Annotated in this window: 21 protein-coding genes; 7 read left to right on the top strand and 14 right to left on the bottom strand. The window is 40.6% G+C overall.

From position 1 onward, the window contains the following. Window positions 1–22: 22 nt before the first annotated feature. Entirely contained in the window at window positions 23–1,522 is a 1,500-nt protein-coding gene (locus tag MUS1_RS07200) for an FAD-dependent oxidoreductase (RefSeq protein WP_245595769.1), read from the bottom strand. Window positions 1,523–1,769: 247 nt separating this feature from the next. On the opposite strand from MUS1_RS07200, the gene MUS1_RS07195 reads away from it, so the two are divergent. Then, window positions 1,770–2,723, top strand: coding sequence for a TAXI family TRAP transporter solute-binding subunit (locus MUS1_RS07195; protein WP_036160662.1), 954 nt, complete (start codon window positions 1,770–1,772; stop codon window positions 2,721–2,723). A 143-nt stretch (window positions 2,724–2,866) separates the two neighbouring features. Next, the gene (locus tag MUS1_RS07190; RefSeq protein WP_036160659.1) at window positions 2,867–4,627 is read left to right on the top strand and encodes a TRAP transporter permease; all 1,761 of its coding nucleotides are present in this window, start codon (window positions 2,867–2,869) and stop codon (window positions 4,625–4,627) included. 170 nt (window positions 4,628–4,797) lie between these two features. Here the strand turns inward: MUS1_RS07190 and MUS1_RS07185 are convergent, their stop codons facing one another. Then, window positions 4,798–5,328 (bottom strand): hypothetical protein, encoded by a 531-nt coding sequence (locus MUS1_RS07185; RefSeq protein WP_036160657.1) that lies wholly within the window; start codon window positions 5,326–5,328, stop codon window positions 4,798–4,800. A gap of 47 nt (window positions 5,329–5,375) precedes the next feature. Next, window positions 5,376–7,520 (bottom strand): transporter substrate-binding domain-containing diguanylate cyclase, encoded by a 2,145-nt coding sequence (locus MUS1_RS07180; protein ID WP_036160655.1) that lies wholly within the window; start codon window positions 7,518–7,520, stop codon window positions 5,376–5,378. Window positions 7,521–7,764: 244 nt separating this feature from the next. On the opposite strand from MUS1_RS07180, the gene MUS1_RS07175 reads away from it, so the two are divergent. Further along, the gene (locus tag MUS1_RS07175; protein ID WP_036160653.1) at window positions 7,765–8,487 is read left to right on the top strand and encodes a polyamine aminopropyltransferase; all 723 of its coding nucleotides are present in this window, start codon (window positions 7,765–7,767) and stop codon (window positions 8,485–8,487) included. 164 nt (window positions 8,488–8,651) lie between these two features. Here the strand turns inward: MUS1_RS07175 and MUS1_RS07170 are convergent, their stop codons facing one another. The 5 genes from MUS1_RS07170 to MUS1_RS07150 form a co-directional block, all read right to left on the bottom strand. After that, complete coding sequence (locus MUS1_RS07170) at window positions 8,652–8,957, bottom strand: DUF1330 domain-containing protein (protein WP_036160652.1); 306 nt, start codon at window positions 8,955–8,957, stop codon at window positions 8,652–8,654. Window positions 8,958–9,013: 56 nt separating this feature from the next. After that, window positions 9,014–9,403, bottom strand: a complete 390-nt coding sequence (locus tag MUS1_RS07165; protein WP_036160650.1) for a GFA family protein — start codon at window positions 9,401–9,403, stop codon at window positions 9,014–9,016. Window positions 9,404–9,524: 121 nt separating this feature from the next. Beyond that, a complete protein-coding gene (locus MUS1_RS07160) occupies window positions 9,525–9,956 on the bottom strand; it encodes a hypothetical protein (protein ID WP_036160649.1) in 432 nt (143 codons plus the stop codon). A 358-nt stretch (window positions 9,957–10,314) separates the two neighbouring features. Beyond that, window positions 10,315–10,779, bottom strand: coding sequence for a hypothetical protein (locus MUS1_RS07155; protein ID WP_036160647.1), 465 nt, complete (start codon window positions 10,777–10,779; stop codon window positions 10,315–10,317). Window positions 10,780–11,194: 415 nt separating this feature from the next. After that, the gene (locus MUS1_RS07150) at window positions 11,195–12,847 is read right to left on the bottom strand and encodes an NAD+ synthase (protein ID WP_036160644.1); all 1,653 of its coding nucleotides are present in this window, start codon (window positions 12,845–12,847) and stop codon (window positions 11,195–11,197) included. 73 nt (window positions 12,848–12,920) lie between these two features. Between MUS1_RS07150 and MUS1_RS07145 the strand changes: the two genes are divergently transcribed. Beyond that, on the top strand, window positions 12,921–13,184 hold the full coding sequence (locus MUS1_RS07145) for a PP0621 family protein (protein ID WP_036160641.1): 264 nt from the start codon (window positions 12,921–12,923) through the stop codon (window positions 13,182–13,184). 16 nt (window positions 13,185–13,200) lie between these two features. Here MUS1_RS07145 and MUS1_RS07140 read toward each other — a convergent pair whose 3' ends face one another. From MUS1_RS07140 to MUS1_RS07120, 5 genes are all read right to left on the bottom strand, one after another. Continuing rightward, window positions 13,201–13,665, bottom strand: a complete 465-nt coding sequence (locus MUS1_RS07140) for a hypothetical protein (RefSeq protein ID WP_036160638.1) — start codon at window positions 13,663–13,665, stop codon at window positions 13,201–13,203. A 5-nt stretch (window positions 13,666–13,670) separates the two neighbouring features. After that, a complete protein-coding gene (locus MUS1_RS07135; protein ID WP_036160634.1) occupies window positions 13,671–14,600 on the bottom strand; it encodes a hypothetical protein in 930 nt (309 codons plus the stop codon). Next, window positions 14,597–14,920 (bottom strand): hypothetical protein, encoded by a 324-nt coding sequence (locus MUS1_RS07130; protein WP_156924873.1) that lies wholly within the window; start codon window positions 14,918–14,920, stop codon window positions 14,597–14,599. Before MUS1_RS07130 ends, MUS1_RS07135 begins: the two co-directional genes overlap by 4 nt. Next, entirely contained in the window at window positions 14,917–15,441 is a 525-nt protein-coding gene (locus tag MUS1_RS07125; protein WP_036160628.1) for a GspH/FimT family pseudopilin, read from the bottom strand. The genes MUS1_RS07130 and MUS1_RS07125 overlap by 4 nt, the downstream gene beginning before the upstream one ends. A 90-nt stretch (window positions 15,442–15,531) precedes the next feature. After that, on the bottom strand, window positions 15,532–16,398 hold the full coding sequence (locus MUS1_RS07120; protein ID WP_036160625.1) for an alpha/beta fold hydrolase: 867 nt from the start codon (window positions 16,396–16,398) through the stop codon (window positions 15,532–15,534). Window positions 16,399–16,476: 78 nt separating this feature from the next. On the opposite strand from MUS1_RS07120, the gene pabB reads away from it, so the two are divergent. Beyond that, the gene (pabB, locus tag MUS1_RS07115) at window positions 16,477–17,901 is read left to right on the top strand and encodes an aminodeoxychorismate synthase component I (protein WP_036160623.1); all 1,425 of its coding nucleotides are present in this window, start codon (window positions 16,477–16,479) and stop codon (window positions 17,899–17,901) included. Window positions 17,902–17,909: 8 nt separating this feature from the next. Then, window positions 17,910–18,560, top strand: coding sequence for an NUDIX hydrolase (locus MUS1_RS07110; protein ID WP_036160621.1), 651 nt, complete (start codon window positions 17,910–17,912; stop codon window positions 18,558–18,560). A gap of 41 nt (window positions 18,561–18,601) precedes the next feature. Here MUS1_RS07110 and MUS1_RS07105 read toward each other — a convergent pair whose 3' ends face one another. Continuing rightward, a complete protein-coding gene (locus MUS1_RS07105; RefSeq protein WP_051436160.1) occupies window positions 18,602–18,901 on the bottom strand; it encodes a LysR family transcriptional regulator in 300 nt (99 codons plus the stop codon). A gap of 145 nt (window positions 18,902–19,046) precedes the next feature. Here MUS1_RS07105 and MUS1_RS07100 point away from each other — a divergent pair, with 145 nt between their 5' ends. Further along, window positions 19,047–20,396 (top strand): anti-phage deoxyguanosine triphosphatase, encoded by a 1,350-nt coding sequence (locus MUS1_RS07100; RefSeq protein ID WP_084035582.1) that lies wholly within the window; start codon window positions 19,047–19,049, stop codon window positions 20,394–20,396. Window positions 20,397–20,434 lie beyond the last annotated feature (38 nt).

The raw sequence follows: 20,434 nt of genomic DNA, 5'->3' as shown, positions 1-20,434 counted from the left end.
TAGATTGAATTAGATTGAATGTTCATGATGTTCTTTTTAAAGAACGACCTCTTGGTTCGTCACCTTCATGTAACACAACATCAGAATGTAAAAACTCAGCAGCCTCAGCAGAGCCCTCTACTTTCACTGCACTGCGCTCTAACATCTCAGCTTCAAATTCGGTTAAAACGCTGCACCTTAAACCTACTTCACGCCACTGAGACAAAGACCAACAACCTTTGGTTATATTTCTCGCCAAAGCTAACGCATCCAATAAAGCTTGGTTTGCACCTTGACCTTTAAATGGGCTCATTGGATGAGCCGCATCTCCGATCAAGGTTACATTACCGCCTTTATTATGAGGACCTTTCTCCAGTAACTCCGACGTCAATAACTCTCGATCATAAACCGGATATCCAGACACATACATTGCATTTGTTGCTGACAAAATCTGAGGAATAGGATCATGCCATTGCGTTCTTCGACACGCTTCTTCCTTAAGCGCTTGAGCGCCTTGCGCACTCAATACTTTGGCATCTTGTTCTGACATTGGAAAACTAAGTTGCCACATTACAGAATCAGACGAATACGGCATAATATAGATTCGTTCATTGCCATTCGCTGTCTGAAAGACGGTTGCGGAATCCAACAAATCACTTTCTATACCTTCAAGTTCACTCAAAGGGCAAATCCCCAAAATAACAATACAACCAAGGTAACGTAAAGGCGTAGTTTCTTCGCCAATCAACTGTTGGCGCACTACGCTGCGAATACCATCGGCTCCGACAATAAGATCCGCTTTCGCGTTTTTTAATTCTCCATCAATTGAAAATCTCAACGCAACACCATCTTTACCGTCAGAGAAGCCAAGCAATTGATGATTCCATTTTACTTTGTCATACCCGCCTAATTGTTCTAACAAAGCCAAACGTAATGACTGCCGAGCAATATGCACGTTGGTACGCTTTGGCACCGCTTGTTTTACCTCTGATGGTTGAGAAGTATTAGAAGCTGAATTGTCATCCGACTGCATCCACTTTCGCATGCCCCATTCGCCTACAACTTTCCCTTCTGGGGTATGAACCAAATGTCTTGTGGAGACCACGCCTTCTTTTAATGCGGTAATTCCCAAACCTTCGATGGCTTTCGTCGCTTGCTGCAGAGTCAAACCATAACCTTGAGAACGAGCATCAAAACCGCTATCACGCTCATAAAGTGTAAAAGGAATGCCACGATGTAAACAGGCTACCGCTAAAGCAACACCGCCAATTCCACCACCGATAATGGCAACATGAGGATAGTTTTCCACATTTAAAGAAGGAGAAGATTCAGTAGAAAACAACCCAGTGCCAGCGCAATATGAACAAGACTCAAGATGGCCTTTAGGGCGCACAGGCTCTATACCTTCTGCGCCTGACTTTTCAAATTCAGCCAACTGCTTTAAATACAACAGGCGGATTTTTTTACGGAGTCGCCGGCTTCTTTTGCCTTGGCCCTGACATTCAGGACAAGATCCCCAATTACCGGTTTCTTTTTTATTCAACTTGGTCTTAACTCTCATTAATAAGGAAGGTTAACGACAACAACCATAATGAACTGCAGTCGTAAACAGCTTAACTATACAACATAGATCAAAGGCGGCTGTAATGGTTTTTGTTCGATAAAACCTAACGCTGGAAATAGCAGCTGGAGTTTCACTGACGAGTTTTCCTGACCCTGAATGTACATAACTGTCATTATCTTGGTAGAATTTGGAAATAACAAAATAAATAACAAAGAGACTAGCTTAAATGAAACTTTATAAAGCGTTAATCAGTACTGCAATTGGTTTAGCTGTTACACAATTTGGCTTCGCTCAAACTCAAATCACCTATAAGTCAGCCAAAACAAGTTCCTCTTATTACCAAATGGCAGTAGAGCTTTCTCAAGCCGTAAAAAGAGATACAAACAGTGACCTAATTGTGACGGTTGAAGAAAGCCAAGGGTCTGTTCAAAACGTCATGGAGTCTGCTTTTAGAGGCGCTAATTATATTTTCACTACGCCGCCTGCGTTAGTTAGCTTAGCGCAAAATAGTGAAGCGATGTTTAAAAACAAAAATAATCCAAAATTTGATGAAATCCGAGCACTCTTCCCTATCCCATCTTTGACTATGCATGTTGTTGTGTCAGAAAAAAGTGGTATCAATAGTTTTGCAGAATTAGAAGGCAAAAAAATATTACTTGGTAAGGGTACGTTTGGTGCAACAGAAGGCGCAAAATATCTAAAAATGTTTGGCTTAGAAGGCAAAGTTGACCTCGCCCAAGTTGAATTATCTAATGCCGTACCAGCCTTAAAAAATGATCAAATCGACGGCTTCTTTACCTCTAGTTCATTCCCTGCACCCAATGTCATTGAAGCCGCAGCAGGAACGAAAATAAAAGTATTATCTTTGAGCGATGAGCAAATCACTCAATCAAAACGTACCAAGCTGATCATTCCTGCGGGCACTTATGCAGGACAAGATACAGATATATCAACGACGTCTCTTCCTGTTGTCGCTTACACCAGTACAGCAATGGACGAAGATACGGCCTATACGCTTACAAAAGCATTTTGGAATCAGAAGAAATTAATGTCTGATGTTTCTCCTTGGTGGGGCGGTGTATCGACCGATATGTTGAGTAATATCAAAGGTAAAATCCACCCGGGTGCAGTGAAGTATTATCGTGAAATGGGCGTCACATTAAGCCCTGAACATCAATAAGCGTCGCGCTAATTAGCTACAAATAACTGAACAAGTAACTGAATACAAAGTAGAACTCACTTGATGAAATATGGGTTCTACTTTTAAAACATTAACTCTATGTTTCTATTCATTAAATTACATTTCTTAAACAGGCCATATCTATGCCTAGTAAATATTTTTGGGCCGGTTTTGGCTTCATTAGCATCATCTTCCATTTAACACTGATTTTTTCAGGTCTAGTACCGAATCTAGTCAGTCGCCCATTGCACATGGCACTTGCCTTACCTTGGGCTTTTATCTTCTTAAGTAATACCCCTTTACAGCGTTATACAGGCTATATTTTCACCTTACTCGGTTTACTCGCAACCTTTTGGGTCGCATACAATGCTGATACGCTATCAGATCAATACGGTTACATAAGTGAACACTATCAATTATGGATCGCTGCGACATTACTCCTGTGTGTTTTAGAAATGGCAAGGCGCTGTATCGGATGGCCATTGCCCATGGTTGCAGCGATTGCGCTGTGCTATGGCTTATTTGGACAATATATACCGGGAGAATTTGGTCATCCAGGGACACCAACAGGTAGCTTTCTAGGTACTTTAACCATTGCCGAAGGTGGCATTTGGGGGAAATTAACTGGCGTTTCCGTTAGCATCGTCGCGATTTTTGTTATTTTTGGCGCCGTCCTTAATGCAGGAGAAGCAGGGCAAGGTTTTATGAACTTAGCGCTCACCTCAGCAGGCCGACTAAAAGGTGGGGCTGCAAAAGTATCTGTTATTTCCTCTGCTTTATTTGGTTCTATTTCTGGCTCCGCCTCCGCTAATGTCGCCTCTACGGGCGCGATTACTCTGCCAGCCATGACCAAGCTTGGTTATCCAAAATCACTAGCAGGAGCGACCGAAGCGGTCGCGTCTTCCGGTGGGCAAATAATGCCACCATTAATGGGCGCTGGTGCCTTTGTCATGGTAGAACTAACTGGCATTCCTTACCAAAGTATCATGCTGGCCGCGATCCTACCTGCCATTTTGTACTTCTGGGCAGTTTGGGTTGGAATAGACGCCTTCGCTCTACGTTACGACTTAAAAGCCGTCAGTAAAGACCAGCAACCAAGCCGTCGAAACTTATTGATTACTTGCAGCTTTTTTATGGTTCCGTTTTCGATCCTACTTTGGGGAATGTTCGGACCCGCTTATACACCGCAATTCGCCGCCAGCATTGCTATTTTTGGCGCGGCTATTTTGCTCTTATTTAACTCAAAAGGTCTGTCCGATAAACAGCAAATTTTAAGCCGTATTGAAGATGTTGGCACTAATGCAGGCAAGCAAATCGCTATGATAGCCTCTATCATCTTATGCGCATCCATCGTCGTTGGTGTGCTTTCTATTACGGGCTTAGGCGTAAAGATTACCTCGCTTATTATCTCAGGGTCATCTGGAATGCTTTGGCCTGCGATTTTATTAACCGCCATTGCCTGCTTAATTCTTGGAATGGAAGTACCGACTACCGCCGCTTATGTGATTTGTATTTCTGTCGCAGGGCCAGCCTTATCGCAATTAGGTTTATCACCTCTACAGGCTCACTTATTTGTGTTTTGGTTCGCTCTGTTATCAACCATCACACCACCTGTTTGTGGCAGCGTATTCATCGCCGCAGGAATGGTAAAAGAAAACTGGCTCAAAGTAGCGGGTACCGCCATGATGCTAGGCGTAGGCTTGTATTTAATTCCCTTAGCGATGATCGCCAACCCTTCTCTTATTCAACTGGGAGAAAGTCCATTTTTAGCCATCTTAAGCGCATTAAAAATAGCACTCGCACTCTACTTTATTTCAATGGCGCTCATCGCTCCGTTTAAGACAATAAAACGTGCCTTATATTTATCAATAGGCATGGTATTAATATTCGGTTTTTCGATTTAACAGACTATTAACTAGCTCTTAATAAAGTAAGAAAGCCATCAATTCATTGACGAATTGATGGCTTTCTTGTGTTCACCGACTATTACAAAATTTTTTAGTTGTTTAAACCTAATGAAAAGAACCTTAATCGCGGTTCATTTTATATTACCCCATAGTATTAATATGATGTCTTATTCTGCGTATTCATCCACTATTTCCGCTTCAGGAACACTATGAAATGTCACTGTAAACCAGTCTTCATTGTCACCGGCAACAGGAAAATGCCATGTATTCATAGGGACAACATCCCAATTTTTTTCAATTGATGATTCATTACTATCTGGGCTGACAATCTGACAACCATTAAAGGTCATATCAATTCCACCCGGTGTCGCTGAAAAAATAGTCCCCTCTCCCCTGAAAGAAACCAATCTTTGAATACTATTACGATGAATTTCGGGGCGAGGCATTTTGCAGCCAGCTCGCAAAATAAATACTCGACATAAGTTCACCATGCCTTGTTGTTCTTCCGCTATTTTGTCAGAAAAATGGCTGATGGGGATATTGTAAGAAGAATATGGAAGAGAATAATCTGGCCCTTCAAAAATAGCCAATGCCTCTTTAAACCCCATATCAATAACCTCTCTAGATTTAGAATCACTAAATACTAAAGAATGAAGTTGCTCAACTAACGCTTCATCGGAACGACTAACTTTTGGCACACTCAAGACCCTCTATTAAAATACAAATTTCATAATTGGAGACAACATCAAATGATGACAAGTCTATTTCGTCCATTTTCTTTTGCTTTATAAAGTGCATTATCAGCTCTTTTAATCACAGATTCCATGGTATCTCCCTCTTTTGATAAGGTTAACCCAAAGCTCGCCGTTTTATTGCCGACTTTTTCAAAATTATAATGCGCAATTTTTAACCGAAGATCTTCTACCTTCTTCTGCGTGTCTTCAAGACTAGACCCAAGAAAAATAATAATAAACTCCTCACCTCCATATCGGCCAACATAATCCGTCGCTCTCAAATTTTCTTTTAAAACCTTGGTAATTTCAACAAGAACACTATCCCCTTGTTGGTGACCGAATTTATCATTGACTTCTTTGAAGTGATCAATATCAAGAATGGAAAGGCAAAATCTATTTTTTTCATTATAATTTTTATCAATTTCATTTTTTATAATTTCTTCTAGCTTTCGTCTATTAAATAATTTGGTAAGATTATCTGTGATCGCAAGCTGATTTAATTCTTTATTTTTTTCTTCAATCGACTTTTTTGCTTCCTTCAACAATTCATTTGCCTTTATTATTTTTCTATTCCAATACGTCATAAAAACAATAAATATTCCAGAGAAAAAAACCACCTTCCATATAAAATTATAATTTATATTTTCTTCATATTTTATAGGAACCCATTTCGTTAAAATTTTTCTATGTCGCTCACTTGTAATACTATCAACAGCTTTTTGTAAAATATTGAGTAGTTCTTTATCATCATTACGAACGGCAATGGACAACTGTAATTTTTCAGAGATTTTCCCTGCTATTTTCAATTCACCAAAATATTTGTTTTGAAACTCATAACCTATACTTGCCAAAGTATCAACATAAGCAAAAATATTTCCATTTTTTACTTTATCCAGTCCATCGTAAATATCATCTACTTCAACTATATTTAAAGATGGATATTTTTCACGTAATATCTTTACAAAAGCGTCACCTCTGATTATTCCAATCTTTTCATTTTCTAAGTCTAATATATGATTAATAAACGGAACATTAACCTTCGTAGCAAGAACTAAAGGGACATCTAAATAGTGGCTTGTAAAATTTAAATATTTTTTTCGTTCGGGTGTCTCCATACCTAAAGCTAGCATGTCACATCGTTTCTGCTGTATGTACTCAATAGATTGATTCCAGCTGTTCGTTTTTACTAGCTGAAAATCAGCTGAAAACATTTGTTCAAAAAGACGATAGTAATCTGAACTCATTCCAACATGCTCCCCCTTTTCGTTAAGTCCTTCAAAAGGCAAACCACTTGGATTTATACAATATCTTATACTTTTTGTATTGATATAAGCCATTTCAGTATTAGAGAGATTTATATGTCCACCAGGATATTCTTTAATAGAACCTACCCACTTATCACTTAACATTTTTATTTCTTTATCAGATATAGAACTAATCACTTTTTGTATAATAGATTTCAGTAATGTTTTTTCTTTCTGAATTCCGAAACGTAAGTCTTCTCTATCAGTGTTTGGTAAAGAAAGCTCACTAACCAGTGTTATATTATTATAAAGATTCTTTTTTATTAGATAATTTATATTAGTCAGATTCTGAATCAAAGCATCAATCTTCCCAAACACTAAATCTTTTGTTAAATCATCATAATTATCGTAAAAAGCCAGATTAATACCTTTTACATTCTCAAGTTCTTTAATATAAAAAACGTCTTTCAAAACGCCTACTTTTTTACCTGATAAGCTTTTCAATCCATTATATTCACCAAAATTATCTTTCACAAAAATCATGATGGGAATATTGTAATAAGCGTCACTAAATATTGTAAAAGGCTCTCTATATTTTTTATATGAAATACTTGTTATGATATCTATTTCTTTATTTTTAAAAGCATTATAAATACTTGTCCATTTATCAATACGCTTTTCAAATCTAAGTCCTGTTTTTTTAGAAATAACATCCAATAAATCGTGTTCAAAGCCAACAACTTCATCCCCAACATAATAGGAAAAAGGGGTAAAATCAGGCATCATGCCAACGGTAACAACAGGCGTATTTTTGATAAATGTTTTTTCTTGCTCCGTCAAAGCGAAAGGTTTTGCAATGGAGATTGATGAAAAGAGTAGAAAAAGCAGTGAAAGTATAAATTTCATCTTCATTTGTATCTCAGTAAAGAAGCGTTCGTATAAGTAGCATTTACAACTAATGACTCATAGCGCTTATTTTTTCAAGTAAAGTTAATGCCTTATTACAGCCATTATAAATAGGTAAAAGTGCAAAGACAGTCCATTTTCACTGTAAAGAGGAATTATTCCAGAATCAGCGTCTCACCTAAATTCTCAGGCGAGATATTACAATACATGTATAATCACAGCTCATATACCCTTTTAGGACAAACCAAACATGTCTCTACTGTTCGAAGAAATTGATAGCCAAGACTCGCCTTTAGGTGAGATTTCACTACGCAGACGACGTATTCCTGCATTTGGCGATAGAGACATTTATGAAGTAAAGCTAGGCGAAGAGTTTCTTATGTCGAGCATGTTTGTTGATGCAGAGGAAGCTTTATCAACGTTAGGTTTGGCGCAAGTCCAAGGCGACAACTTAAGCGTGGTCGTTGGCGGGTTAGGCTTAGGCTACACCGCTGTTGAAGCGTTAAAAGATGAACGTATTGCAGAACAACTTGTAGTCGATGCGTTAGAGACTGTGATCGGTTGGCATCAAGATGAACGTGTACCATTAGGAAAAATACTTAACGCAGATAAACGAAATCGTTATGTGCTTGGTAGTTTCTTCGATTTAGCGACCGACCCTAGCACAGGGTTTGATCCAGACCATGCTGGAAAAAAGTTTGATGCTATTTTGTTAGACATCGATCATTCTCCCACTGAATTTCTAAACCCTTCTAACGCTGGTTTCTATACCACAGAAAATCTATCTCTAATGGCAGAACAACTTAAACCAAACGGTGTATTTGCCATGTGGTCGCAAAACCCACCTGAAGACAATTTTATCGCCTTATTGAATACCGTATTTGCAAGTGTTGATTCGCACCTAGTGTCCTTCTGTAACCCGTTCCAAGGCGGAGAATCAACGAACTCAGTGTATGTTTGCGTGAAGAAATAAACCTCGTCAACAACATCAGAAAAAGATAAGTGCCCGACCATCAATACAACGATAGACGGCGCTTTCAGTAAACCTTACACAGCTAAAACGATACCACGTAAATACATGATTTCTTGATAAGTCGTTATTGTAGGCACCTGACTTCTGCCATCGATTATTAAAAGCTACTGACTAACTTCATGCAAAGAAATGACCGTCGAACTTTTAACCGATTTATCAAAATACTTTGCCTTCACTGCCAAATAATCCGCATTTGAAAAGAAGTCTTTCATATGTTGTTTACTAGGAAAATTAATCGTAAACAGGCGATTAATATTCGCGTCAGATTTAGACTTCAAAACTTCTGACACTTTAAAATCAAAAGTAAACACCCCACCAAATGTCGCCAAAATCGGCATCATGGCTTCTCGGTATTCTTGATAAATATCGTGATCGATGACCTCAAGACCCATTATTCTTTCGTATGACATTGTGGTTATCCTTTGAGCATTTGTTGAAATGGATTTTTCTGACTATGTGAGAGGTATTACTCGAATTCAAGATGCTCTGGCAAGTTACTGTTCAACGAATACCAACTCGCTTTTTGAGAAACCCAAATATGATTTATTTCTTTAGATTTAGGGTCATCATCCAGTGAACCTAAACGTAAAACGATATGCTTAGTACCCTCTTTCTTTGCATAGATTTGCGTCGCACAAATAGGGCAAAAATATCTACTCTTACCAGGGGATGATTCATAACAACCTAAAGCCGCATAACCTACTAATTTAAAATCAGAATCATTAACACCTGCAACACTTGAGAAAGCAGAGCCATGAGCTTTACGACAAGTTTTACAGTGACAATGGACTATATCTCCAATTTTACCCGATATTTCATATTTAACATTACCGCACAGACAACTACCAGTTATCATTGAAACCTCAATATTTGAATTACTCATGCTTTTGTTGTGGGACGGTAAAACCTAGCGTGGAACGAGTAAAATGTCACCGTCCCAGTCAGTACCTAAGGTGCGAACACCATTTTTTGTTAAGCTATTCATTAAATGATTTCATTTCAGATTCAGTAATAGGCTCTTCACTCACCATTTCAGCAGTATGCTTCATAAGCTTCCAAATCTGTTTAGTGAAGCCATTATTTCCTCTTACAAATTGAATTTCTATAAGCTCTTTATCTATTTGCTCAAGATAAGGTGTATGACCATCAAGTTTTCCTAAAATATCTGGGCCATATTCCTCATGTGAAAAATAAATTAAATAATACCCGTATGTAGGAACTTTTCCCTCTTTGTAGAAAGATGCATCATAGCCGAGCTGCCTTATTTCTAACTTATGAATCCCATCACCCATATTAGTTCTACCAGGAAACTCTATTGATAGATTTTCGTTTTCAACAGGTAAGAACTCATACGAGCCGGCGTAAGAAACAACCGATATTAGCAATGTAAGTAAAAATATTAATTTCATAATAATTCAAAGCCTAACGCCGCGCTCTGCGGCAATTTTTTATGGCGGATTTTTTTAATGTTTTTTTTGCAGAAAAAGATGACAGCGAAAATTTGTCCGATGCAGCAGCTTGTTAGCTTTTGTTTATTGGTGGCTTTGCATTTAAATGCCATGAATAAATATCAGGTTCACATTGCAGGCGGATCACGGTCGCGCCTCCCTCATACCTCCCTACGAGTCAAATGATAAGCCCCCAAGCTAATTGTGTAAGACAAAGCAAAGCCGATGAGTAAGGTCAAACGGCTATCTAAAAAAGTAACGTCGAGCGGTGGTGTTTGTCGTGCTCGATTAGCCAATTAACATAGCTGAAGAATCAGTTTTAAGGCTGATAAGGTAGTGAAGATTGATGCAGAATAATACGAACCTTGCCGTCTTCACATAGCTTAAAGACGAAGCTTTTGTTCACAAAAATATGGCTGTCGTCGCTGCCGATAAAGTGGACGTTACATTGAACAATCGCCAAGTCGTTATGCAAGATAAAGTCTTCTTTGCTGTACCAAACCTTTACCCAAGGTTTGAGTTTAAAGCCTTTATCATTAGGAAATTCACTGTTTCTGCCTACGAAGTAAGAAAGAGCACCTTCTTTCGTCGGTCGAAATGTTTGTTGCCCAAATGTTTGCGTAGGTTTAAACAGTACATGACCATTATCGTAGTCGTAATTATCAGATAACACCTGAAGTGAAAATGCTTGAGCATCGCCTCCTTCAGCATAAATTCGTCCTACTTTCACAACATTATCACACCAAGTTTGTAGTGCAGTGTGTACCATTTTTTTAGTAAACATAAGTATATATTTCTCCTTTGAAGACCCAGTTTAATTGTCTTTAAATACGGTAAACGAGTTTGATAAAATAACAGTTGTTATAGAATAACACTTCGTTACATATATCGACCACAACTCGATATCGCTTATCCATGCATTCTTCCTGTTTGCACAATCGCCTCGTGCAGAATTGAGTTGCATTGAATCACATTAATTTAGCTTGGTGATTGTGAAAGTTGGTTTGATTGCCCAATTACGCCTCGTTCCTCGTTATATAAGGTCTACAAAGCATAATATAGGAGGTTAGGTTAATTGAATGAGGCAAAGCAAGATCGATGAACGAGGTTAAAACGGTGTTTTCAAGATACGATCAAGCGAAGGAACGAGGAAACACACCTCGCCTTCCCCTTGATAAAAGGGGAAAGCGTTAGAATAGTTACTCGCCTATGTGCCAGCCGTTGGTGATTGGGTAACGACGGTCGCGCCCAAAACCTCGTGCGGTGATGCGAACACCGGTTGGTGCTTGGCGGCGTTTGTATTCGTTTAAATCAACAAGGCGAAGGACGCGGTAGACGGTTTCTCTGTCAAACTTTTTCGTGGCTAGGATGGCTTCTGCGCTTTGGTCTTCTTCGATGTACATACGCAGAATTTCATCGAGGATGTCATAGCTTGGTAACGAATCTTCATCTTTCTGATCTGGCGCTAATTCGGCCGATGGTGGGCGAGTAATAACGCGTTCGGGGATGACGTAGCCAAGGGTGTTGCGGTATCGACACAATCTGAAGACAAGCATTTTAAATACATCTTTTAATACGGAGTAACCGCCAACCATGTCGCCATACAGGGTTGCATAACCAACGGCCATTTCACTTTTGTTACCTGTGGTTAAGACCATGTAGCCTTTTTTATTGGAAATCGCCATTAAAGTCACGCCACGGGTTCGCGCTTGCAGATTCTCTTCCGTGGTGTCTTTAGCATAGCCTTCAAACTCTGGCGCAAGCACATCGGTAAAAGCAGTTACCATGGATTCAATGGGTAAAACGCTGTATTTCACACCAAGCAGGTTCGCTTCTTCTTCTGCGTCGTGCAAGCTAATTGAAGAGGTGTATGTATATGGCATCATCACCGCTTGAACGCGATCCGCGCCAATGGCATCGACGGCCACAGCAAGTGATAAGGCAGAGTCAATACCGCCACTCAAACCAAGTACGATCCCTTTGAAACGGTTCTTTTCGATGTAGCCACGTAAACCAAATACCATAGCTTGGTAGACACTGGCTTCTTCACTTAATGCTGGCGCGATTTGTCCAGAAACGGGTTCCACTTTGTTTGGCTGATTTGCGTTAAATTGAACATCATTGATGATCATGTCGACGCAATACAAACCGGTTTCGAACCAAGGCGCTTGCATGACTTTTTCGCCTTTACTGTTCACAACAAACGAGCCGCCTTCGTAGACTAATTCGTCCTGAGCACCCATATAGTTTACATAGACAATCGGCAGACTGACTTCCGTTGCTCGTTGGTGCAACAAGGCTTCCCGTTCACCCATTTTCTCAATGTGATATGGCGAGGCGTTTAAATTCAAGATCAATTCCGCGCCTGCTTCTTTGGCTTGCGCAATCGGTTCTGGGTGCCAGATGTCTTCACAAATACTTAGGCCAACTTTTACGCCTTTGATATTAACAATAACGGCGTCTCGGCCCTCGCTAAAGTAGCGTTTGTCATCGAACACAAGGAAGTTAGGTAATTTTTGTTTGGCGTACTCACCCAATATTTTACCTTGGTAAATCACGCTGGCGCAGTTAAATAATTCACCATCAATACGACGTGGATAGCCAACAACAACATAAATATCACGTACTTCTTCCAAGATTCTCGCCAAGGCGGATTCGATACGTGGATCTAGGCTAGGACGTAACAATAAATCTTCTGGTGGATAGCCTGTTAATGTCAATTCAGGAAAAACCACCACATCAGCCTTTTCTTCATCGTGGGCTTTATTCGCCGCATCAATAACCGATTGGGTGTTTTTCGTAATGTCTCCGACCAGCATGTCTAGCTGGGCCATTGCAATTCGTAATGTCATACAGTTGCTATCTCATGAACTCTGTTAGAATATGATGCATATTGTCTGGAATTACCCAACTTAGGTAAAGTATATGATCGTCCGTTTGATCGTTTTTATTGCGATTTTTTTCACTGCTTGGTGGTTATACCGTAAATTTATCACGTTTAAAGGTGAGCAATCCCCTGCCAAGTCAGAAAAAGCCAAATCTTCGAAAAAAGAAGAATCCCAAGAAAGCATGGTTCGATGTGAAGAATGCCAAACTTTCACACCTCGTTCCCATGCTATTCATGATCAAGAAGCTCGTCCGTTTTGCAGTGCAGAACATTTAAAACAATTCAATAAAAACGCTCTTTAGAAAAGCGAGGTCAGTATTATGAATTTATAATACTGACCCAGCCGTTCGATATTAACTTTCCTTCTCGCCACCACCAGCAAAGATAATCTTGTTGATTTTGTGTGGCACAAAGTCGATATGAAACAGATAAATCTGCGCTTTCACCTACTGTTAATTCAAAACGAGACCATTGGTAACTTACATCTTGATTATCAAAACGCCACGCGTTTTCATGTCCATTACTTTGATCTGTGAACAAATCACAAAAACCAACGCATTCGCTGTCGTGTGCTGCTGAAAAATCAGGCGCTGTGATAAATTCAGATTTAAATGCCGTCCAAATCTGTTGTGCGTCTTCCACATCACTTAATTGCCCGCGCCATTGATACGCAGCCAATACATCTTCTTGGTAACGAACAGACAAGGCGGACACGGCGAGCAATAACGCAATGATTGGCAAAGATACCCAACCACGCTGAGAAGTTGATAACAGGAAAGTCATCTTATTTAACTCCCTTTCAAGACAATAATTTGATTGCCAACACCCTGACAAGGCGAGGCATAATGCCAAGTATCACCGCGCATGGAAATATAATTTTGATCAAGTTGAACACCACTCGACGATTTACAATTACTCAATCTGTATTGATATTCCACCCACAAACCACGCACACTTTTTAGCGAATAATCACCATAACGCGTATCCAATGTGTCGACTAAACCATCGTTGTTTTCATCTAATAACGGAAAAACAGCCAAGCGTTCAACACCATTCCATAACTCTAATGAATTACCACTTTCTTCTGGGGTCCGCCAAAATGCAGCCAAACCATCTTTTCCCGGCGACAAATACCAATAAAAGCCGTCTTGGCTTTCTATAACGCCAGATTGGCTTTCTAATGAGCCTGACAGTTCAAGAGTAAAATCATCATCTAATTGTATTGTGCTCTTAGTGCTTGTGACGGACAAAACTTGCCCTGAATAACTCGCAGCACAATTAGAAAACGTCATACTATCGCCAACCTTCCAATGGCAATCCAAAGGCGTATCAAATGGATTTTTCGATACCGTTATCGATGTACGGCAAGAACCATAATCCACACCTCGAAGCCAATCAGAATTATCCATCACGGTACGCGAAGAAAGTCGATCAGGTTTAAATAACCCAGAATTTATGGTTAAGAATACATCCGCATCGTCATTGCAATTCGCAGGCACTAAACGCGTCCATTGGGCTTTAAAATGTGCGTCGATAGCAGCTTTCACTTTGTGTTGATCTTGGTAAGTCTTCGCCAATAAATGACGCTCTTGTAGACGAGAAAGCGCTGTCACTAAAAAGGGCAGAAATAACGACACCAAGACAATCACAACCAATAATTCGACCAAAAGACTGCCGCATAAATGAGCTTTAAATGAATGTGTTTTAAAGCGCTTCATTCGTCACTCTCCTCTGTAGAAACCGTGTGCAAAGAAGCTCGAAACCAATCTTGTAGCTGGCGACTACTGCAAGATTGGCAACTCGGATAATCGAGTTCTAATTCCGTCTTATCTTCTTTCACCCATAACACATCACCAACAAGTTGCGTCATAGCGATTTGCTTTTGCTGATTCTCAAAACGTTTGCGGTGCTCTTCCGCAAGTTGAACCGACTGCCACTGTGCTTCGCTTTGACGTTGCGCAAGATGCAGAACAACAGAAAACAACGCCAAACATAAGATGACCTCAATCGTCATCCACCCCTGCTGCCGTGACTTCATAAACATGCCCCCTCTTCTTTTTCTTGCGGGTCGGTTATATAAAAACGACCACTCTGATTCAAAATCAAACTTGCTTGCCAAGCATTTAAGCAGAACTCAAAGGTGCCGTTTTGATAACCAGACAAACCATCACTTTGAAATTCAATCTGTTGTTTATTAATAGGAAAGCCTTGCCAATAAACGTTTAAATTTTCATCAAAGGAAACACCCTGATACGTTTTATCACTGCTGGCGTAATTACCACTAGAGAGATTATTTTGGTACAAAACAAAACCTGACGACCAATCACCGTCACATTCAATACCGCCACATAAGTAACTTGTTTGACCACTCACTACCGCTAATTGACGAGCCTGAGTAAGCGCATCAGACAATTTCTTCATGCCGTTTTGAATGGTGCTTTTGTCTTGGGAGCTTTGGCTAAGCACTAAAAACTGCGCCGAACCCGCATAAGCAAAAAGACTGAGAATGGCTAGAACACAGAGCAGTTCTAGTAATGAAAAACCACCTTGACGGTTCATTGAAAACCTCCTTGTTTTGATTTTTAGAAGAAGCGAGCATCCTTACTCGCGTCTTATCATTCTAATGTTTAGGTCGTTCTGGTATCAAAACTAACCTACTGAAAACCATTTGTTAATATGATTCGCGATTTGTCTTGGTTTTTGAAAAGGCAAAGAATGGTCGCAGGCGCTCATGGTTTTGTGTTCCCACGCTTCGTTACGCTGATTCAATAATTCATAATGCTGTTTTAATGCCTCATGACTTAACTCACCAGAAAACAAAAACACCTGATCGGAAGCCGCTATCATCTCGTCTCGTAAACTTGGTTGGTTTGCCATAATTTCAACATGATCTGTTACTGCGTCCAGCGCATAGGCAAAACCAAAAGGGCGATGAGCAAGGCGAGACTGCGTTGTTGCTTCGGCTACAGGATGCTTACGACGATTAGGTGAAACACCATCCATAAAAGACGCGACGCCCAATTCCACATCGCCGGTTTCACGGATCAATTTCGACGCATGGCGATACTTCAAACGAACGTCCATTAAAGTTGATACGTTTTCTCGATCAAAAGACGCCGGCTCTAACAGGGCCATTTTTACTTTTGATTTACCTTGTTGGCTACGTCGGTAGTTCAAATTCAACGCCACCAAACCACCAAGTGAATAGGCAACCAGATCAAAGTCGTCCCATTCAACGTGCGCTAATAACGCGTCTACTTCGTCAGTAAGCTCATCAATTGTTACTGGATCTTCTTCTCCATGATGATGAAAAGAATCGCCCATGCCTTTTAAATCAGGCACTAGCATCCAACGCCACTGGGTAAAATACGGCAGCATCGGAGAATAAGTAATTTCCCCTGCGACGCCCGCACCATGTAACAGCAGACAAACGCGGTCTGTTTCTGCATTGGGATTTTCATAAAGACGATACGCAATGCGTGCTTTTGGTAAAGAAAGAAAAAAAACGTCAGACACTTACAATTACCCTGTGAGGAACTTTGTTAAAAGAATACAATGAGATAGATAATTGAATATTACTAGGTATTAAAATAAATGTCAGAAATCAAACGGGTAAATCTTCCTTATCAGGCATCGTTACTGTCTTTCTTTTCTGCCGTACGAGATTTACCTTTTCCAGCTTTGCTGGATAGTAACCATGAACATTTCCCTGATACAAACCACGATATATTAGTTGCAACTCCGCTGGCGCGTATTCATCCGTCTAAAAATAGCTCGCTAATTACATGGCAAAAAACACCACTTTATGAGTTGCAAAACACACAGAATCCGATGGATTTATTAAACGAACTCATGACTTTAATTTGCCAAGAACCTTGGGCAATTTCTGCACCAAGAGATTTGCCATTTACGGGTGGTTTATTAGGCTACTACGGTTACGAAAGCGGCCATTTTGTCGAACAATTACCAGATACAGTAAAACACGACATTAAATTAGACAGCATGAATATGGGGCTTTACGCTTGGGCGGTGGTGACGTCCCATACTCAAAAATCCACCGAATTGATTATCACACCTTGGTGCAGTGATGAAGAAACCGCTGATATTCTCAGCCGATTAGATTCTGTGTCTGATAATGTCACGTCTAGTATTGAAACCAATCAAAACACGCCATTCACTTTACAAACGCCTTTCGTTTCCAACATGTCAGAAGACGACTACGCGCAGAAATTCGCCAAGGTACAAGACTACATTCAGTCAGGCGATTGCTATCAGGTGAACTTGGCACAGCGCTTTTCCAGTACTTACCAAGGTGACACTCTTACCGCATACAAGGCCTTGCGCGATGTCTGCCCAACGCCATTTTCCGCGTATATGGAAATCTCTCCTGAGCAAAGCATACTAAGCCATTCTCCAGAGCGTTTTTTATTGTGTGATAACGGACGTATAGAGTCCAAACCTATAAAAGGCACCATCGCTCGTGGGACAACACCCGAAGAAGATAAAGCCAATGCAGATTGGCTAATCGCGTCCGAGAAGAATCGGTCCGAGAACTTAATGATTGTCGATTTGTTGCGTAATGACCTTGGCCGTACTTGCTTAACTGGCAGCATCAAAGTGCCTAAATTATTTGCCTTAGAAAGCTACGCCAACGTGCATCATTTAGTATCTACTGTAGAAGGCAGAATTGACCAAGCGGATCAAGCCATTCGCGTATTTCATCAAAGTTTCCCCGGTGGTTCTATTACCGGCGCACCGAAAATTCGTGCGATGGAAATCATTGATGAATTAGAACCTCATGAACGTTCTGTTTATTGTGGTTCTATTGCTTATTTCAGTACCAATGGCCAAATGGATTCCAGCATCACCATTCGAACACTTGTCGCTGACCATGGGAATTTGCATTGTTGGGCTGGTGGTGGATTAGTTGCCGATTCGAAATGCCTAGAAGAATATCAAGAAACCTTTACCAAAGTAGGTAAATTAACTCATACTCTAGAACATGTCTTTTTGAAATAGGCCGTATCATGTCTGACATAGAGCAGTTTTTAAATGCTCCACCGATTGACCTGAGCCTGGATGAAATCCGCGCTGCCTTAGACAAGGAACCTTACGCGCAACAAATTCATAACCCTGATGAGGAAATGTTCCCTAATGGTTATGGGTTGGATTACCGCTCAGCAGCAGTACTTATTCCAATCTGGCGTAAGCCGGAGGATGGAGAATTGTATGTGCTCTTAACACAACGCGCTCTGCACATGCGCAACCACCCAGGACAAATCGCTTTTCCTGGCGGCAAGCATGACCCTGACGATGCCAGTATTCAATACACAGCGCTACGAGAAACACTAGAAGAAGTTGGGCTCGCGCCAGATTGCTTTGATTTATTAGGTGAATTGGGCGATTACTGTACGTTATCAGGTTACTGCATCAAACCTGTCATTGCTGAAATGACGCGAAGAAGTGAATTAAGTTTATGTGAAGAAGAAGTAAAGTCCGTTCATTGGGTGCCTTTGCGTCATTTACTCACTCCGCAAAACTATCGTTTCAAAAGGAAAAAGCTCGACGCTATTTCCCGTGGCTATTTTGAAGTGGAGTACCAAGAAATCCGCATTTGGGGCGTCACGGCTGGCATCCTATATGGTTTTTATCAAACCTTAGCCAAACATATCCGCTAATATTAGCAAAGACAGAGATAATTTAAGAGCAGCGTATTAATTTAAGAAGCGCTTAATTCTTTCTCTGTATTTTTTGTCATCAAATGCACTTGCCACGACATCGAGAAACTGTCGTAACATTTTTCTAATGCTTTGATATGATTAAGCAAAAGCTCTCCAGCCTTGGTAATTTCCGTCGTGCGACCATGTCTAATTAATAACCGCTCGCCCAAATCACTCTCTAACTTTTGAATATGTTGGCTCACTGCTGGCTGAGTTAACCCTAATTGTTTGGCTGTACGAGTAAAACTTCCTGTTTCTACCAGAGCTTTAAATGTCATGAGATGTTGTGTATTAAACATAAAGATTCCTTATAATAAATTCTATTATGCCCAAAGCTTTTACTACGAACATTGACCTATATCGTGTTTTCATGAAAGATGACTAAGTCTCAAAGGATCAGAATCCCCTTAGCCGAAAAATCATGAACACCAGTGGATGACAAGAATGGCAAATGCGCAAATCAACGACCTACTACCTTGGCAAGCAAGACAGTCCGGACATAAAGCCTCCCGTGACAACGACTATCGAACGCCATACCAGCGGGATCGAGCACGTATTATCCACAGCGCTGCTTTTCGCCGCTTGCAATCCAAAACGCAAATTCTCGCCATTCGTCAAAACGATTACAGCCGCACACGCCTAACTCATTCTCTTGAAGTAGCCCAAATTGGCAGTGGCATAGTACATCAGTTAAAACACAGTTCGCCCGCAGAGGCAGATTTTCAGAAATGGCTCGCTGACGATGCCTTAATTGAAACTATTTGTTTAAGCCATGACATCGGCCATCCGCCTTTTGGTCACGGCGGAGAAGTCGCTCTAAATTACATAATGCAGTCCAATGGCGGTTTTGAAGGTAATGCTCAGTCATTACGTATCTTAGGTAAACGTGGTTCTTATTCGCCAACTTTCGGTATGGACGTAACTCGTCGCGCCTTGCTTGGTATCCTGAAATATCCTGTTTTACACAAAGACGTTGTTGGTACTTATCCAGAAAAACCAACCAATTTTCGTCAATTCAAAGCGTCTGATTGGGCACCACCAAAATGTGTTTATGAAGATGAGGCCGATCTACTAAACTGGATCATCGAGCCTTTTAGTCAAGCTGATAAAACAGCGTTACAAGAAGTCAAAGAAGCCGAGTCTGGTGGTCACGCTAAAGCCAAACACGCCAGTTTCGATACCAGCATCATGGACTTAGCCGACGACATTGCTTATGGCGTTCATGATTTGGAAGACGCCATCGTACTCGGCATGGTCACCAAAGATATGTGGCTTGAGCACCTCGAACCGAAATTATCTGCCCTCGCCTCACCTTATTTGGCGAAAAACCTGAATAACATTCGAACACAGCTTTTCAGCCGTCAGAGCCATCTACGAAAAGAAGCCATCGGCGACTTAGTCAGTTGGTTTATCACATCTTGCCAAGTAGTTGAGAACACACGTTTTGAACACCCGTTACTGCGCTTTCAAGTTGGCTTACCGGAAGGTCAGCGCCAAGCACTTTCCTTATTAAAACAATTCGAAATGCAGCACATTATCCAACGACCAGAAGTGCAAATGCTGGTCTATAAAGGCCAACAAATGTTATTAGAAATGTTTGAAGCCTATACTGCGGATCCGAATCGACTATTGCCAAGAGAAATAGCAACAGAGTGGCGTAAGAGCCAAGAACGAGGTGAAAACGGACTCAGAATCATCTGTGATTACATGGCATCCATGACAGACGATTACGCCAGCCGCATGTATAACAGATTGTTTGTTCCGAGTTTAGGTTCTGTATTTGAACCAATGTAGAAATCGAGAGACATAATCAGCACAACATTTTTGCTGTG

Source organism: Marinomonas ushuaiensis DSM 15871 (genome assembly GCF_000521805.1).
Classification (GTDB): domain Bacteria; phylum Pseudomonadota; class Gammaproteobacteria; order Pseudomonadales; family Marinomonadaceae; genus Marinomonas; species Marinomonas ushuaiensis.
This window is presented reverse-complemented; position numbering and strand designations above follow the sequence as displayed.

What these genes read in the sequence shown, in the direction of transcription:
- MUS1_RS07195 (WP_036160662.1), top strand. Translation starts at nt 1,770, where the DNA reads ATGAAACTTTATAAAGCGTTAATCAGTACTGCAATTGGTTTAGCTGTT.
- MUS1_RS07190 (WP_036160659.1), top strand. Translation starts at nt 2,867, where the DNA reads ATGCCTAGTAAATATTTTTGGGCCGGTTTTGGCTTCATTAGCATCATC.
- MUS1_RS07180 (WP_036160655.1), bottom strand. Translation starts at nt 7,520, where the DNA reads ATGAAGATGAAATTTATACTTTCACTGCTTTTTCTACTCTTTTCATCA.
- MUS1_RS07175 (WP_036160653.1), top strand. Translation starts at nt 7,765, where the DNA reads ATGTCTCTACTGTTCGAAGAAATTGATAGCCAAGACTCGCCTTTAGGT.
- MUS1_RS07170 (WP_036160652.1), bottom strand. Translation starts at nt 8,957, where the DNA reads ATGTCATACGAAAGAATAATGGGTCTTGAGGTCATCGATCACGATATT.
- MUS1_RS07165 (WP_036160650.1), bottom strand. Translation starts at nt 9,403, where the DNA reads ATGATAACTGGTAGTTGTCTGTGCGGTAATGTTAAATATGAAATATCG.
- MUS1_RS07160 (WP_036160649.1), bottom strand. Translation starts at nt 9,956, where the DNA reads ATGAAATTAATATTTTTACTTACATTGCTAATATCGGTTGTTTCTTAC.
- MUS1_RS07155 (WP_036160647.1), bottom strand. Translation starts at nt 10,779, where the DNA reads ATGTTTACTAAAAAAATGGTACACACTGCACTACAAACTTGGTGTGAT.
- MUS1_RS07150 (WP_036160644.1), bottom strand. Translation starts at nt 12,847, where the DNA reads ATGACATTACGAATTGCAATGGCCCAGCTAGACATGCTGGTCGGAGAC.
- MUS1_RS07145 (WP_036160641.1), top strand. Translation starts at nt 12,921, where the DNA reads ATGATCGTCCGTTTGATCGTTTTTATTGCGATTTTTTTCACTGCTTGG.
- MUS1_RS07140 (WP_036160638.1), bottom strand. Translation starts at nt 13,665, where the DNA reads ATGACTTTCCTGTTATCAACTTCTCAGCGTGGTTGGGTATCTTTGCCA.
- MUS1_RS07135 (WP_036160634.1), bottom strand. Translation starts at nt 14,600, where the DNA reads ATGAAGCGCTTTAAAACACATTCATTTAAAGCTCATTTATGCGGCAGT.
- MUS1_RS07130 (WP_156924873.1), bottom strand. Translation starts at nt 14,920, where the DNA reads ATGAAGTCACGGCAGCAGGGGTGGATGACGATTGAGGTCATCTTATGT.
- MUS1_RS07125 (WP_036160628.1), bottom strand. Translation starts at nt 15,441, where the DNA reads ATGAACCGTCAAGGTGGTTTTTCATTACTAGAACTGCTCTGTGTTCTA.
- pabB (WP_036160623.1), top strand. Translation starts at nt 16,477, where the DNA reads ATGTCAGAAATCAAACGGGTAAATCTTCCTTATCAGGCATCGTTACTG.
- MUS1_RS07110 (WP_036160621.1), top strand. Translation starts at nt 17,910, where the DNA reads ATGTCTGACATAGAGCAGTTTTTAAATGCTCCACCGATTGACCTGAGC.
- MUS1_RS07105 (WP_051436160.1), bottom strand. Translation starts at nt 18,901, where the DNA reads ATGTTTAATACACAACATCTCATGACATTTAAAGCTCTGGTAGAAACA.
- MUS1_RS07100 (WP_084035582.1), top strand. Translation starts at nt 19,047, where the DNA reads ATGGCAAATGCGCAAATCAACGACCTACTACCTTGGCAAGCAAGACAG.